This window comes from Neorhizobium tunisiense (assembly GCF_039631515.1).
GTDB lineage: Bacteria > Pseudomonadota > Alphaproteobacteria > Rhizobiales > Rhizobiaceae > Neorhizobium.
The window spans coordinates 1-15,605 of sequence record NZ_JBDIUU010000004.1; the positions used below are offsets into that span (position 1 = coordinate 1).

Consider the following 15,605-nt stretch of genomic DNA (forward strand, 5'->3'; position numbering starts at 1 on the left):
CACGCGATCCTGAGAAAGACTTCCGACGAAATCCTCGCCCGCAAAGAAGAACTCGGCGCGCTCCTCGCCCGCGAGGAAGGCAAGATCCTTCCCGAAGCGATCGGCGAAGTCACCCGCGCCGCCCAGATCTTCGATTTCTTCGCCGGCGAAGCGCTGCGCCTGACCGGCGAACTGGTGCCGTCGGCCCGTCCGAACATCGGCGTCGAGATCACCCGCGAACCGCTCGGCGTCATAGGCATCATCACGCCCTGGAATTTCCCGATCGCCATTCCGGCCTGGAAGATCGCGCCGGCCCTCTGCTACGGCAATACCGTCGTCTTCAAGCCTGCCGATCTCGTACCTGGCTGCGGCTGGGCGATCGTCGACATCCTCCACCGCGCCGGCCTGCCCAAGGGCGTGCTGAACCTCGTCATGGGCCGCGGTTCGGTCGTCGGCCAGGCCATGCTCGACAGCCCGGATCTCGCCGGCATCACGTTTACCGGCTCCACCGGCACGGGAAAACGCGTCGCACTGGCCTCGATCGAGCATAACCGCAAGTTCCAGCTGGAAATGGGTGGCAAGAACCCGATGGTCGTCCTCGACGACGCGGACCTTAACGTCGCCGTCGAAGCCGCTGCCAATTCCGGTTTCTTCTCGACCGGCCAGCGTTGCACCGCCTCGTCCCGTCTGATCGTCACCGAAGGCATCCACGACAAATTCGTCGCAGCACTCACCGAGAAGCTGAAGACGCTCAATGTCGATAACGCCATGAAGGCCGGCAGCCATATCGGCCCGGTCGTCGACGACAAGCAGCTGAAGCAGGATACCGACTATATCGAGATCGGCAAAAACGAAGGCGCCAAGCTCGCCTTCGGCGGCGAACTCGTCAAGCGCGACACCCCCGGCTTCTACCTCCAGCCGACGCTGTTCACCGAAGCGACCAACCAGATGCGCATCTCCCGCGAAGAAATCTTCGGACCGGTCGCATCGGTTATTCGAGTCAGAAGTTACGAGGAAGCCTTGGCGGTCGCGAACGACACGCCATTCGGCCTCTCCGCCGGTATCGCCACGACGAGCCTCAAGCATGCGACGCACTTCACGCGCCATGCCGAGGCCGGCATGGTGATGGTCAACCTCCCGACAGCCGGCGTCGATTTCCATGTGCCTTTCGGCGGTCGCAAGGCCTCGTCCTTCGGCCCGCGCGAGCAGGGCAAGTTCGCTGCCGAATTCTTCACCGTGGTAAAAACAGCTTACACAATGGCGTGAAAATCCGACCCGACCAGTCGGACAAGTTGAAATACAACTATTGACATATTTGTGCAAATTCGTATGTTTTGTGTGTGCAACGAAGAGTGAATCAAGCAACATCATTGTCATCGCTAGCCTCTTAGCTGGCGATGACCTGTCCCTGGTTCCTCAGGGTCGATCCATTTCAATGACGCGCAAGTAGTACGTCGGGTCTCCTCCCGCGGCGATGCGCTAGCGAGGAGCAAAAAATTGACGAACCTGAAAGTCGAGACGCGCGAGAAGTTGAAACTTGTTTCGACGGCCACCCTCATGACCGCCCTCTACAAGCGGGGCTTGAGGAACCAGTGGATTCAAGACGTCCATCGGATCAATAAGCATTCAGGAACGATGGTCGGTGAAGCGTTTACGCTTCGCTATATGCCAGCACGGGAAGATCTTAATCAGCTTGAGGTCTTTCGGGACCGCGAGCATCCTCAGAGGAAGGCGGTAGAGATCTGCCCGTCAGGCGCAGTCCTTGTAATTGACAGCCGCAAAGATCCGCGCGCGGCATCCGCAGGATCGATCCTTATATCCAGACTGATGGTGCGGGGCGCGGCTGGAATCGTAACGGATGGAGGCTTTCGCGACACCCCGGAAATTGAGAAGCTGGGGATCCCGGCGTACCACAATCGGCCTTCGGCTCCTACCAACCTCACACTTCATCAAGCGATCGATATCAACGTCCCAATCGGATGCGGCGACACGCCCGTCTTCCCGGGCGACGTTATTGTCGGTGACGATGAAGGTGTAGCCGTCATTCCAGCGCATCTTGCTGACGACATCGCCGAGGAAGCCGTTGAAATGACTACGTACGAGGATTTCGTGACCGAGGAAGTCATCAACGGGCGATCGATTCTCGGACTGTATCCAGCCACAGATGAACAGAGTTTGGTTGACTACAAAGCGTGGCGTCAAAGGACGGGTCGCTGAGATAGACCTTTGACACAGGCGGGGTATCAGGCGGCGCGCAACCCGTCTAACCGATGTGCGGTCTCACGGGTAAACGGCCGATTGCCAAGAATGTCGGGGCACGACCGTCTGACGGAGGGATTCGAAACGGTAGTGCACCGTCTGGCTTGACGCCGGAACCTTCTGCCCACGCAGACTCCCGTTCCCCGATCTATCGCTCATCGAGGTATGGATCGAAGCAGGTCTCTGCTCCCAAGCGAACAGGACCGGTTTCCCGAATGAAAGCCGGCTGTTCCTGTGAGGACAGCCGGACTTTGCCGCATCGTGGAAAAATGAGGGAAGCCTGCTGCATCGTACTGAACGGCTGACATATTGGGTTTCAACCCGCGCGCAAATGTCGACGTCGTCGCGAGCAAACCGTGTCGGGCGCAAGAACGGTTATCGGGACAGGCCGGCCCTTCGAGGCAAAACGTTTTGTTGTTTAGGGACAGTTGAAAGGAACAGTATGCTGAGGATTAATCGGGTAAGCCTCGATGATGCCCGGGTCTTGATCTCAGGGGCGAGAGCTAAGGCGGAAGAGATCGGCGTGCCGATGTGTATTGCCGTCACAGACGAGTCGGGACAATTGGTGGCGTTTGAGAGGATGGATGGCGGCAAGGTCACCAGTTCTTACATCGCTCAGGATAAAGCATTCACTGCGGCCGGCGCCAAGAGAAGCACCGAAAGCTATGGTGTCGCGAGCCAGCCTGGCAGTCCCGCCTACGGCATAAATTCCGCCATCGGCGGCCGTCTTATGGTGGTAGCGGGCGGTCTCCCTGTAGTCATCGATGGCGAAGTTGTTGGTGGCATTGGTTTGAGTTCCGGGACACCAGCGCAAGACGCCGAGTGTGCTCAGGCTGGCGTCGACCTCTTCCTAAGACTTTCGGAATGCTTGGTGAAAGACCGGTGATTTGAACCCGGCCAAGCTGATGTCAACCTCGCGGCACTCGTCTCGGCTGCTGTCTGGATGAGCAAAGGCTGGTGCGCTGATTGACGTAACCCCGACCGTTTGGAAGCCTTTATGCGCAAAGAAAAGAGTAATCTGTCGTTCGATGTTAGACTCTACGATTTCCTGGTGACGGAAGCGCTGCCGGCGACAGGTGTCGATGTCGAGCGGTTCTTCTCCGAGTTTTCGAAGATCGTCCACGACCTCGCGCCGAAGAACCGCGACCTGCTCGCCAAGCGCGACGCCTTCCAGGCAAAGCTCGGCGACTGGTATCGCAGGAACGGTGCGCCGAGCGACCTGGCCCTCTATGAAGCCTTCCTGCGCGACATCGGTTACCTCCTGCCGGAAGGTCCGGACTTCACGGTTTCGACCGACAAGGTCGATCCGGAAATTGCCGGGATCGCCGGGCCGCAGCTCGCTCCGATGCTGCTGATGACCAGGATCGCCACGACGCCGTCGAGTGCGGACGTTCCCCGAGATAGACACGAAAAATGGTGACAGGGGGGCCGCCCAGCATTGCCGCTATAGCAAGCGGCGCAAATCGGAGATCAATATAGATGCCTGGCTGAAACTGGAACGCGAGCAGGATCGCGCCAGTGAACGTGCATCCCGCCACGATCCCGAACATACTGTCTCCAGATGTCTGCTCCCATGAGTTACCCTTCGGGTCGAATCGTGCATTCTTTTCGGTTGATAAGGCTTTCCTGCACGTAACACATTCTGCCTATGAAACCAAAAAGCTCCCCCCAGCGATTGTTGGATGAGCCGCCTCCAAGCCCTTGCCGAATGGACAGTTCCACGTCTCCCTTTGAACGATGGTCCTGCCGATCCATTCGTAAGGGGTGTTTTCCTCGCACATTTGACCAAGCCGGAAGCCGTTAAAAAAGCTACCGCTGAAGAAATTGAGGGCGAAAACACGCCAATTCCGGTCATACGATAGGCGGCCCGTCTATCCACCTAATAAGGCTCTTCAACGAGCCGCCTTGCCACCATGAGAAGCTCTCCAACCGCAATTCTTGGCACGCCGCCGAACGTCTAGCGGACGCGCGAACCTACCTCAATTGGAGTACTAAAGTGGAAGATTCGCGTGGTATAGATCGTCTATACAGGTTTCAAGGAGTGCATAATGCGGCAACTGATTTTGGCCATTGCAGTGACGCTGTCGCCGACCGTCGCCTTATCAGAATGCGATTTCGACAAGCCCGTCGGATCATGCCGTGCGACGATATCGATCGACAGCACCTCGGGGTCGAAAGGAAGTTATTCGGCCGAGGCGACTGTGAAAAGCTCTGCTTCCTCATGCTCGAAAGTGGAATACTTCCTCGACAACACTCCGCAGACTACCGTTATCAAGAACGGCAACAGCGAAGACGAGAGCTTGTTCGGGACCAAGCCAATCACTAAAAAATCGGTGCAGATCAAAAGATGTACTCAGTACGCGTCGAGAGAATCCAAGGGAGGTAGGACGGGCGGCGATGAGGCCGCTGACGGCGGCGGGGCGCGTTATTTCCAAGGTACCTGGACCGGATCGATCGGCTGGGGTCTGGCGCGCGGACCTGTCACCTTGGAAATCTCGATCAATGGAAACCACGGGAGCGGAACATCAAACTCTAGCGTGGGAGGCCCCCAACGGATTGACGGGACGATTTCGGGCAATCGGATGACCTACCAGCACATCAACGAAGGTGAGACCGTGACAGTTGTACTGACGAAGGTGAGCGGGAACAGTCTTTCCTACGACGCGTCGTCGGCTCAAGGTGGTCCCCTGTTCCACGTCACCGGGAAGCTTTCCCGCCAGTAATGCAGGCTCGCGGTTATCGAACCCGAGACGGACGTAGTACATAGTTCGTCAATCTTTTTTACGCTGTTAACGCTGGTCCCTTGGCTCAGTTTGATGGTGACAGTATTCCCCTCTTGGCCAGCGCCCGTCCGTCTTCATCATTTTCCTGCACGTTCTGTTCTGAATACGAGGGCGGGACCTGCGCACAAGAGCGGTGGCGACTGGCGATTGGCACATCCTCCAATTGGAGGATGTGCCAAAACCTTGTCTTCGATAAGTCTTCGGGAGAGGAAGGCGACGGGACGTCAATCCGCCGTCGCTTCTGTTACAGGCAATCAGAGGGATGCCATGTTCAAGGTCCTATGCGTTGCAGCGCTTATGTCACTTTCGGCCGAATACGCTCACGCAGCCGACTGCGATTTCGACAAGCCGATCGGGAAGTGCACTGCGCAGATATCGATCGATCGTGCGGGTGGCTCGAAGCCCAGCTATTCGGCCGAGATCACTGTCATGAGTTCTGCGCCGACATGCTCGAAAGCCGAGTACTTCGTAGATTCAACCCCTTATACAACTGTGCTGCGCAGTTCGAACTCCGAGGGAGAGAGCCTCTTTGGCACCAGTCCGATTTCGCGCAGAAGCATTACAATCAAAGGGTGCACGGCATACGAGGACCGGCCGCACTCCTTGGCATCAGCGGATAAAGATTGCAAGGCGTTAAGGACAAGCCATGCGGGGTTGGTGGCTACCTTTGAGAAGAATATCGCAGACCTTCAAAAGAGTTTGAACTTGGCGAGGCAGTACCGCCGCAACGAGATGAGCGATGGCGACCCGGACCAAGCATACATTCGAGAAATGGATCAGTTCCTTGCCCAACATACGCCTGACCTCGAATCCAGGAAAGCATATCTCGCGGATTTCAAGGCTTGCTTGAACGTCGGTCCAGCCAGCAGAAGATGCAATTGCGGTCGATAGAGCGCATGGACTTGCGTTCGCTACAACTCGGGTTCCCGCGATGATCTACCAGGACCCCCGCGGCTCGGATACGGTGTTAGGTGGCGGTACGGAGCTTTGCACCCTCCACGACGCAATCAACGCCAGATTGAACTTCCGGGAAAGCGGAAAGGGGCTGGGCCGAAAGCTACGATTCCGAAGCAATCGCCAATCCGGGACCGTCGGCATTCCCATCAGCCAAAGATTTGATGGGAAGTCGAAATGGGCCGACGCGGCTAACGGAGACATCGTTGAAAAATGACTTTCGGTGATCGACGCGCAACCTCGCTGGCGGATGGGGTCGGGGCAGCCCCATCTTCTCGCGCTGATCCTCCTCGGGATCGTCATCGGGTCGACAGTGGTTCCCGCGTGAAAATCCGAATTGTCGTTTGTTCAGATGCCTTCGCTCTTCAACCATCGATAACCGGATTCTGAATATACCGATGCAGGACCTAGTCCGACGGAATTCACCCCAGCAATGATGATCTTCCCCTTTTCTTCGTACGGTTTGCCTTTGCGGAGGAAGAACGATGGGCCGCCGCTGTTGCCGGCGCAGGCTGAATTCGTCTTCAGGGACCAGACCCCGGTGTTGTTCTTTTTGATGACAAGGCTTTTGTCCGGATTCTTCAGGGAACACGACTTCAGGCCACCATTGACATTTGGGCCGACAAAAACGCCGTAGCTTCCACGACCATATGTTTCAAACAGAATAGCCTCGGTTTTCATAATCGGATCGGGCCACGGGGCGTGATCCAAGATGTCTGTGAACCGGGACGCAGCTTTGAAATTGTCTCCCATGACTTTGGCTGGCGCGACATATTCCTGATAGCGCCTGAAGAGTTCGTCGCTGAACCCGAAGATTGTCGTTCCAGCAGGCACGTCCTCCGACAATGTCAGCACCGCCAGATCGCAGCACTTGTCATCGTCGGGTCTTGGGAAGGTCACCACGTGCTGGGAAAGAATCACCCTCCTGCCCGCCTTCGAGAAGAAGGTTACCGGAAGGCCGTTACCATTGCCTCTCCTGAAGCAGTGTTCCGCGGAAAGAACTTTTCTTTTCGTGACCACCGCACCCGAGCAGAAGCTACCGCCGATCTGAATATGGACGATGCCGCTGCTGAATTTGGTCTCCGGGGACAGGGCCGAGTCGCTAACGCCCAACGGGTCAGACCACGCAGGCGAGCATATCGAGACAAGTATGGCGATCAGTAGCGTTTGTACGGCAGCCCTAAACATTCACATTTCCCTCCATGGTGGCCGATCAGATCAGCGCGAAGCCCAAAGAATTTTTACCACCGTGCGGAGTCGAGTTGCTCCTCCAATTGGAGGGTGCCTGTCGCAAAAAAATGGATGATTCACGACGTGTCCTCTGAAATCTGAGGAAGCAATGCCCGAATTCCTGAGGAGCTACTAACGGCCGTAGGGCTGTGTGCTCGCCTTCATGCCGCGCGGATTAGGGCCGCGAGCGAGATGGTGACGGCAACTTAATATCTACCTGGCACTGGGCGAATCCCGATTTTGCCCTGTCCAAGTCCTGATACACAGTCGCTCCGAAGCGCGGGTTTCCATCTGCGATCACCTATCGAAACATGCCTGAATCGCGAGAACTTTCATTTTAAAACAGGCATGTATTTTGCGGTGTCTCCCTTGGTGGAGGTTCTGCAGGACTACGCTTGTTGTTTGGCCTCAAAGATATAACGCCCGACACCGGGAAAGGTCTGATCCGCAACCTGTGTTTCCTCGATCCGTCGGGTTTGCTTTGGTCCGACGTTCAATCGGTCCCTCTGCTCACCTGCATCGCATGCTACGGGGGAGCGGCTGGAGTCGAGGCAGATCGACCCCAGTCGTGAACTTCAGACGGCGGCCGAGCGGCTTGAATTCGATCTCGTGAGGGCGGAGCCAAACGATGCTTCATCCATGACGTTTGTCGTGACCCTGGCTCCGCCTCCTATTTAGGGTTCATGAACGGGATGGCCGGGATGGCTGGGCGAGGGTCTCCACAGTTGATCCAGGTGGAGTTTATCAGGTAGACAGCCACTGATCACCATCCGAAAGGGTAATAGCGCCCCTCTTTACTTCCGGGATTTCTTGTATAGCCTGCTCTGACGTCTCGTTTTTGCTTTTAACAGTTGCTGATGCTCGGTCACTTGCACAAGTCGGATCGCGGCCCGCGCCAGGCCACTAAAAACTGCCATCTGGCGCATAGCGTCACCGATGCGACGAGGACTTTCGGCATCAGCATCATATTCGCCAACAACGTGGTTGCGGGTTCCGTCGGCAGGATCAAGTCTGGTAGACCCCATGCCTATTGATCTGTGCGGGCTGGATCAAGCACTCGATCAGTCGTTGGAAGCAGCGGTCGATCCCTCGCTTTGGCCTAAAATTCTTAATAGGATAACCGCTGCAACTGGTTCATTTGGCGCGAATATCATCCCGGCGAATGCACGGTCACCTGACCTGATCATCGCGACCGAGAGCGTTCGGCCCTGCCTCGAAGACTACTTCGCCAATGGCTGGCACATCAACGAGTGGCGTGTCCGCGGCATTCCCCTCATGATGAGGGACGGAACGATGCGGGACCAGCAATACACCACCCGCGACCAGTTCGAGCACCTTGATTATTATCGCTTTCAGGCGAAACACGGCATCGGCCGGACCTGCATCGTCGGCTTCTCGTCACCGGAGGACCTCATCTGCCTCACCCTCCACCGATCGCTTGACTCCGACGTCTTCAGCGATGAGGAGGCCGCGGTATTCCAGAAAGCCCGCGAGCGCCTCATGGCTTCCGCGATGATCATGCGTGGAATGTCGGCGAGCCGGATCGGTGGGATGGTCGACGCATTCAGGGCGACAGGCGTCGCGGCGATATTCTTCGACAGGTTTTGCCGCGTGACTGAGGCCACTCCCGACGCCGAGCGCCTCTTCGGTGAAGAGGTGTTCATCAGAGATCGGACCCTCTGTTCCCGCGTCCCCGAGGTTACCACCGCAATCCAGAAACGGATGCGCTCGATAATTGCCGAGAAATGGCTAAATCCAAACGAACCTGTAGGCTCGATCACGATACCGCGGGATGGTACGCGACCTATGGTGCTGCGCATACAACGTCTCGGCGGCAATCTTCCAGATTTCTTCGCCCACTCGGTTGGCGTTTGCCTCATCGAGGATGTCGGGGGAAAACAGCGCCAGAACCAGCAGCAGCTCCGCCAGCTCTTCGAGCTCACTGCCACCGAAGCGATTATCGCAACGATGGTTTCTCAAGGTATGACCTTACAAACAGTCGCAAAGAAGAGATCGATATCCTACGAAACGGCACGGTCCCATCTACGCTCTATATTTAGCAAGACAAATACGGGACGGCAGGCGGAACTTGCCGCTCTCCTGACACGCTTGAACCTCGCTGATCTTCCCGCATCCGCGCTTTGATGACATCGATGGGCGAAATACGGTAGCGCCGAGACCCTCGTCATGTGCCGTGCGCAACCGCATGCGATCTTGGGTGGTCCTGGTGACGAAGAGTTTGGTTGAGTGGGCGCGGTTGGCTGCCTTCGCGATGGGCGTACGAGGGCGGTTGCGTGCCATGCGCCCCCTTAAAGCATCCAGAGAACACCTGCGGTCCCAGGAGAGTCGTCAAGCAAACAGTGAACGAAAGCTTGGGTTCGCGGACGCGTCTTTCCTCAAATCTTAGACCTCAGAGCAATCAGAAATAACCCAATTGGAGGATGCGTATGGGCCTGAAATCATAAATCATTCCCAAGTTCTTATGGGGGATTATGAGATGAGAAAAATGTTGTCCGCTGGCGCATTTTGCGGAGCGCTGCTCGCTGGCCTTCCTGCCTATGCGTGCGTTCAAATGGAAGGAAGCTTTGTCGTAAATTACTGCGGTTATCGGGTGATGGGCAATTACAAGGGAGATGACGGCAGCTGGGGCGGCTTTGGCCCGATCCGGCCCGGCGGCCGCGAAGCGACGTCCAAGCGAGCAAACGCTGGGTGGAATGTGAGCTATTGCAACTATGAACTTTCCGTAAATGGCTCATGCAAACCCAAGCACCCCAGGGATATGTAGGACCGATGGGACTTGCCGATCGGCCGCCGCCTCGATTGTCTAGGTGGTTTCCTAGACAATCGAGGCGGCCAAGCCGCCATCACTCCAGGCAAGTCACAAAACCGAGGGTGAGCTTCGATACCCGTCAACTTATTGCTGTTGTCTTCTGTCGTTTCCCGTTTGCCAGTTAGGGAGCTTTAGATGAAGTATCTTCTCGTGTCCGCCAGTCTCCTCTTTGTCAGCCCCACGTCGTCGTTGGGAGCCGAGTGCAATTTCCAAAGGCCCGTTGGCGCATGTGCGGGTAGGCTGGAAATAATTACTGCGGGCGGTGCTTCGCCAAGCTATACCGCAGAGGTACGAATTTCGAGTTCGGCCAAAAGTTGTTCCAAGGTCGAATACTATCTTGATGCCACTCCTCATACGACGCTCTTGCGCAACGCCAATACCGAGCGGGAGAGCCTCTTTGGTACCAAGCCCATATCCAGCAAGAGTATTGGGGGGGTCAAATGCACCGCGTACGAAGACGCCACTGCAAATAATTCACGGACAACCACGCGGGAGAGCAGTCGCCGTCTGGGCGGCTGCACCCGTGAATCGGAGGCAGCCCGCAGGCTTGATGACTATAACAATACAAACGACTCACTGGATGGATTGATCGCCTTTTTCCCGAAGGCAATCGCAGTGCATCGTCAGCTTGGCGACGCCGCGAGAGTAGCTATGTTATCCAACCTCTTTGAAATTGCGAAGGACTGCAAAGCAAAGGTTGACTGACTCCAAACACGCCGATCCCATAACCACTGTTCGGGGAATCGGGAGGTAACCGTAGGTGATCCGCGACCGCAGGTCCTCCCTTAAAAATGCGAACGACGAGCCATCGGTCCGCCGGCATCATTGCCCCGAAGTCGTCTGTCTTGGAGGCTTGGATATGTCCTGTCGCAGGCGGCAATTTGCTTAAGACATGAAACAGATTGCGCAAAAGGGACACGATATTGATCTGTTGCAGTCATTACGGAAGGTGTTCAGTAAAAAGAGGGGATTTACTTGTGTTTAGGGCACGGATGAGGCGTTATTCTTTTATTATGACACTATTAACGTTGCTTTCCCCTGCGATGGTTTCATTTGCAGCGCAGCCATGCAAATCTGGCTCAACTCACCATTACGAGCATAGTGGATGTAATTATGTTGCCTATTGCCTGCGTGCTCATGTTGCTTACAGCGATGATATCCCCATGCCTGGGTGGCCGGACCGGCGGGCTGCTAGAATGGAAAGCCTATGGAACGAATATAAGCAGGCTTTGAACATCTGTTCTCTGGACTATTATCAATATTTCCGTCTTTCCAGGCCGCCCACGTCTACTACTCCGACCCCCAAACGGGAGCAAGCATCTCCATCGACAACTCGATCGATGACTCCAAGGGTTGCGGAACCTCCCGAAGAAAAAGTGAATGTTGATCCCGATCCGGATTGGGCCGGTGCCACGCGGGAACGAATTCTCAAGGGCAAGAAGGGGGAAGTCGTAGCAGTCAACGAAAACCCAAATCGAGTTGCTCCCTACGGGTCTGCGGACTGTGCTGAGATCAAGCCAGCTCCAAACAGGGGGGCAATAGACTGGGACTCGGTAACTATCCGCAACAAATGCTCTTATCCCATCAAGGTTTTGACCTGCTACTATGATCAAGGTCGGGGTGCTGACTGCGTCACAAAGAGGGGCGCAAGAGGCTGGGGGCAATCCGACCTTCTCGACCCCGGGGAAAAACAGGACAGTGTCGCAACCTCGAAGAAGCTTCCCTGGTTCGCGAGGATCGTCGTGTGCGACATGCGGGAGAAGAAGAACCTGCTTTGCGTTCTGCCGGATTGACGTTGTGATGAGGCGTACAGTGAATATCGCGACGATCATTGCATTCGCCTATGTGTCTTTGGTTGCGGGAGCTGTGGCTGCTGCTCAAGGCAATGAGGTTCCGATGTCTGGTTCGGCAGAATCCGGGCCAGGCGAATTCGTCAGGGAGCAGTCTTCATCGGGTGGTGCGATCAGTACGGACACACGGAACCAATGCGACCGTCTGGCGGCTGATCCGAAAGACAAGGACAAGCCCGCCGATGTCGCTGGAGTTGAACAGCCATCAGCCGAGGCCGTCGAGCCTTGTGCCGCAGCCGTGGCTGCCGATCCGCAAAATGCGCGACTGAATTATCAAGCCGGCCGCGCATATCGGCAGTCTAAGGACTTCGCGAAGGCATTCTACTATTTTGACCGCGCGAGCAGCCTCGGAAGTTTGCGGGCTGCTGTCGCCGTCGCGGATGCCTACAGCACTGGTTCGGGCGTCGCCAAGGATTTTGATAAGGCAGTTGAACTCTACACTCGGGCCGCAAGTCGAGGCGACCCCGAAGCCGTCGTAGAGATCGGTAAATATTATTCAAAAGGCCCTAAGAAGAACGTCGATTTGGCCGTTAACTGGCTGACGAGCGTCGAAACGGGTGAGGCATTCATGGCCTTAGGAAATCTATACCTCACCGAGGTTCAAAACGACGCGATCGCCCTCAAATGGTACAGGAAGGCAGCAGAACTCAAAATGCCGCACGCCTATCGGCTTCTCGGAGAAGCATATTCTTTGGGCCGTGGTGTGCCACAGGACGCCGAAGAGGCCTGGACGTGGGATAAGCTGGCTTGGGAAGCCCTTCCCCAGGTAACTACCAAAATCGCTAGGTATTATCAACTTGCGGGGGACACCGAGCAGATGTTGCAATGGTTGGAGCGTGGTGCAGCGCGAGGTGATGCCCCGTCGGCAGACGCGCTGGCCAGGGTCTACCGATTCTCGAAAACTGCAGACAAGGACTTCGCGAAGGTTATGGCCTGGTATCAGAAGGCCCTTGAACTCGGTGACAATAGTGCGCTGATCGAGATCGGCAGAATGTATCAAAATGGTGAAGGCGTGCAGCGGGATGTCCCGCGCGCTATTGAATACTACCGCAACGCGATCGAAAAGGGAGTGGGTGTCTATTGGCGGATCGCTGATGCCTACGAACAGATGTCTCCCCGAGACGATCGCTCAGCTTTCGAGTGGCACAAGAAAGGTGCTGAGGCTGGAGAATTGCTTTCAATGTTCTATCTGGCAATTCAATACAGAGACGGCACAGGCGTGCAGCAAAATTATAAGGAAGCGCTCGTCTGGTTCAAAAAAGCCGCCGAATTGGGTGACGAAGATGCGATGAACCAGGTCGGCAGATTCTATGCCGCTGGATGGAGCGTTAAGCAAAACTACGTCGAGGCCGGGCGGTGGTACGAGAAAGCCGGAGCTGCGGGGCAGGGGTGGGGGAACTCGAACCTGGCCATCTTCTTCTCAAGGGGATGGGGAGTGAAGAAGGACGTCGCGCTGGCGGTTGACCTTCAAGAGATGGCGATGAAGCAGAGCGCGGAAGTATGCGCCCGATTCAAGGAATCGTGGAGCAACTGGACGCCTGAGTTCCTGCGGGCATTTCAATCCCGTCTGGCGGAGGACCACAACTATAAAGGCGCGATCGACGGCCGCCTGGGATCGGGATCGATGGCCGCAATCGATGCGCTCTGTGCCGGTCAGGGCTAAGCGAACGATGGGTCGACCGAGCGTTTCTTCGGTCTGAGACGCCAAAAAATCTCCGACTGCGTCATGCGATGGAAACATTCTCCCGCGCTTTCATCTCCACGCCCGGTCATTCGAAAGCTGGCGGGGTGGGTTCCGTGGCAGACACCCAGTGTACCCATACACGAACCCCGCGATGCTTCAGAGCCTCCAAGATGCGCCGCGTTGAGGTGCCGGCCGTGGTCACCTCGTTGTAAACATCGTCATCGAGGACCCTGACTTCCTCCAGCGCAGGCAGTTCGAGCAGGGCTTCGATGTGATCGATCCCGGTGCTGAGCCTTAGTTTTTCCAGTTTCTGGAATTGCGCTAGGACGCGCACGTCGATCTTTCCGATCATCGAGATCGCAGAAAAGCTCTTGAGGTTCGTGCAAAGCTCGAGTCCCGACAGGTCCTTCACATCGAAGACGTTGTCTTCGCCGTCCCAGAAATACCAGGCGTATTCATAGACGGTTCCTCCGCCGTCGAACTCGATCTCCTCTACTGAGGCGAGAAGCTCGTCGGTGAGCGGATACCGCACCAGATAGTCCAGCGCCTCAGGAATGATTTCGTATCCCTCGTCCTCGAGATCGACGGCTCGGCCGAGGACGTGCGTGGCGACCTGTTCGGGTGAGCCAAGGTCAATCTGCTTTGCGTCGAGAAGCGAAGACAGGACGACGAGCTTGAGATTTGGATCAGCAAACGGCGCTCCGGCCTTGCCGGCTGCCGCTGGGTAGGGTGGTTCCGTCGGTTCCGGATATTCCGCTGCGGGGTTGGAGAAGCTGATTTCGTTGACGGTCTCGAGGGTGAGCCGGACACGCAAAGTGTAGCCTTCCGGAAACAGTCGCACGCCCATGCGCACGCCTCGCATCATCGCAAGATCGTCGCCGATCTCAAGGGACGGCATGGCGGCGCGCACCTGGTCGATCTTCATCCCCATCGCAATCCCGCCGACCGGGTGCAGGAAACGATGATTGTAGTTGAGCATGCCGATCGATCCATACGACGAACCCGCGACTGTTCTCGAGCAGGTCAATCTTTCCGCCCTTATGTGGGGCAGGCGGCTTCCAGGCGGAACCCATTGCTTCCTCAACCTTAGAGATCGGCATTCCGGGCCTCAAGCCAGCGAGCGCTGCGACGTCCACATTCTCGTTCAATGCCGCCATCACCTGCACTCCGTTCATGGTTGCGACCGCGGCTGCGGCAATGCCGATCATCAGCTCTCGTTTCCGCATCAAAAACTCAGCTATTCCCGGCGTCCTCGACTATTTTGAAGTCGCCGTGCTATCATTGTCCTGCCTGTTGAGGTGTCTTCTTCCACTCTTCTTCAAACTCCTCCTGCGTAATCCAACAGCCTTCAAACTGAGGGTCGGAGTTGATCTCTTCTAGCGGAGGAGTTGGTTCGTAGCAGAGTTGAGTATCCTTGTCCGGAAGGATGGCATCGGCGCGTTCCCTGTGACCGTCGGGATAGATGTGGCCCTTTCTGGTTTCCACGCCAGCGTCGTCAAGCTCCATGAACAGCTACAGTGGCTGCTGCGGAAATGTATGTTTCCAGTCAACTTTCAGGTATCTCATTCGGCTTTCCCTGGCGTAGACCTTCCCGCGATGCTCAGTGGGACCATGGTTAGATACGAATAGTGAGCAGCTCAGTCGCCGATTCGACGTTCCCCGATCCGTCCGCGGCCTGTCCGCCGCAGTCGATGGCATCGCCGACCCGCCCGGCTGGCTTGCCGTTGACGAATACCGAACCGGAACCCGTCGCCAAGGAGCGTCCGTGAGATGGTTCCGGGCAGGAAGGGCACACCGGAGCGTAGGCATCACCTTTCAAAACGGTGGAGATCGGCCGATTTAGGACGTGCTTATAATCTCGAAATTATGTGGCAGATGCCACAAGACGCTCAGGGTGACGATGGTGCGATCGCGAACAAGGACGTGCCAAGTACCGTTGCTTTGATGATGGGCGGGTCACGCTCTGAGCGTTAAGGTGTCCTTCGCAAAGTCGCTGTAGATGCAAGCCATTCAATTCCGGTTTCCAAGACATCGGT

Annotated in this window: 11 protein-coding genes and 2 pseudogenes; 8 read left to right on the plus strand and 5 right to left on the minus strand. The window is 56.4% G+C overall.

Features of this window, described 5'->3' with window-relative positions; all coding sequences use genetic code 11:
• From ABCW43_RS16260 to ABCW43_RS16280, 5 genes and pseudogenes are all read left to right on the plus strand, one after another.
• On the plus strand, positions 1 to 1,245 hold a 1,245-nt coding region (locus tag ABCW43_RS16260; RefSeq protein ID WP_345926258.1), incomplete at its 5' end, for an aldehyde dehydrogenase family protein.
• A gap of 231 nt (positions 1,246 to 1,476) precedes the next feature.
• Positions 1,477 to 2,196 (plus strand): ribonuclease activity regulator RraA, encoded by a 720-nt coding sequence (locus tag ABCW43_RS16265; RefSeq protein WP_345926260.1) that lies wholly within the window; start codon positions 1,477 to 1,479, stop codon positions 2,194 to 2,196.
• A gap of 484 nt (positions 2,197 to 2,680) precedes the next feature.
• Positions 2,681 to 3,124, plus strand: a complete 444-nt coding sequence (locus tag ABCW43_RS16270) for a GlcG/HbpS family heme-binding protein (RefSeq protein WP_345926262.1) — start codon at positions 2,681 to 2,683, stop codon at positions 3,122 to 3,124.
• A gap of 111 nt (positions 3,125 to 3,235) precedes the next feature.
• Positions 3,236 to 3,625 (plus strand): annotated as a pseudogene (locus ABCW43_RS16275) (malate synthase G); the annotation flags it as partial.
• Positions 3,626 to 4,286: 661 nt separating this feature from the next.
• Positions 4,287 to 4,961 carry a hypothetical protein gene (locus tag ABCW43_RS16280; protein WP_345926264.1) on the plus strand — a complete coding sequence of 225 codons (675 nt, stop codon included), beginning with the start codon at positions 4,287 to 4,289 and terminating at the stop codon, positions 4,959 to 4,961.
• A gap of 1,362 nt (positions 4,962 to 6,323) precedes the next feature.
• Here the strand turns inward: ABCW43_RS16280 and ABCW43_RS16285 are convergent.
• Positions 6,324 to 7,163 carry a trypsin-like serine protease gene (locus ABCW43_RS16285; RefSeq protein WP_345926266.1) on the minus strand — a complete coding sequence of 280 codons (840 nt, stop codon included), beginning with the start codon at positions 7,161 to 7,163 and terminating at the stop codon, positions 6,324 to 6,326.
• 1,065 nt (positions 7,164 to 8,228) lie between these two features.
• Here ABCW43_RS16285 and ABCW43_RS16290 point away from each other — a divergent pair.
• From ABCW43_RS16290 to ABCW43_RS16300, 3 genes are all read left to right on the plus strand, one after another.
• Positions 8,229 to 9,350, plus strand: coding sequence for a helix-turn-helix transcriptional regulator (locus tag ABCW43_RS16290; RefSeq protein ID WP_345926268.1), 1,122 nt, complete (start codon positions 8,229 to 8,231; stop codon positions 9,348 to 9,350).
• An 820-nt stretch (positions 9,351 to 10,170) separates the two neighbouring features.
• A complete protein-coding gene (locus tag ABCW43_RS16295; protein ID WP_345926269.1) occupies positions 10,171 to 10,740 on the plus strand; it encodes a hypothetical protein in 570 nt (189 codons plus the stop codon).
• Between the two features lie 1,107 nt (positions 10,741 to 11,847).
• Complete coding sequence (locus ABCW43_RS16300) at positions 11,848 to 13,548, plus strand: tetratricopeptide repeat protein (RefSeq protein ID WP_345926271.1); 1,701 nt, start codon at positions 11,848 to 11,850, stop codon at positions 13,546 to 13,548.
• A 106-nt stretch (positions 13,549 to 13,654) separates the two neighbouring features.
• On the opposite strand, the gene ABCW43_RS16305 is transcribed toward ABCW43_RS16300, so the two are convergent.
• The 4 genes and pseudogenes from ABCW43_RS16305 to ABCW43_RS16320 all read right to left on the minus strand — a co-directional run bounded on the left by ABCW43_RS16305 (position 13,655) and on the right by ABCW43_RS16320 (position 15,364).
• On the minus strand, positions 13,655 to 14,383 hold the full coding sequence (locus tag ABCW43_RS16305) for a DUF6892 domain-containing protein (RefSeq protein ID WP_445738967.1): 729 nt from the start codon (positions 14,381 to 14,383) through the stop codon (positions 13,655 to 13,657).
• A pseudogene (locus tag ABCW43_RS16310) lies at positions 14,372 to 14,795 on the minus strand (DUF7256 domain-containing protein); the annotation flags it as partial. The pseudogene ABCW43_RS16310 and the gene ABCW43_RS16305, both read right to left, overlap by 12 nt.
• Positions 14,796 to 14,847: 52 nt before the next feature.
• The gene (locus ABCW43_RS16315; protein ID WP_345926277.1) at positions 14,848 to 15,075 is read right to left on the minus strand and encodes a DUF6881 domain-containing protein; all 228 of its coding nucleotides are present in this window, start codon (positions 15,073 to 15,075) and stop codon (positions 14,848 to 14,850) included.
• 109 nt (positions 15,076 to 15,184) lie between these two features.
• The gene (locus tag ABCW43_RS16320) at positions 15,185 to 15,364 is read right to left on the minus strand and encodes a PAAR domain-containing protein (RefSeq protein ID WP_345926913.1); all 180 of its coding nucleotides are present in this window, start codon (positions 15,362 to 15,364) and stop codon (positions 15,185 to 15,187) included.
• Positions 15,365 to 15,605: the final 241 nt, after the last annotated feature.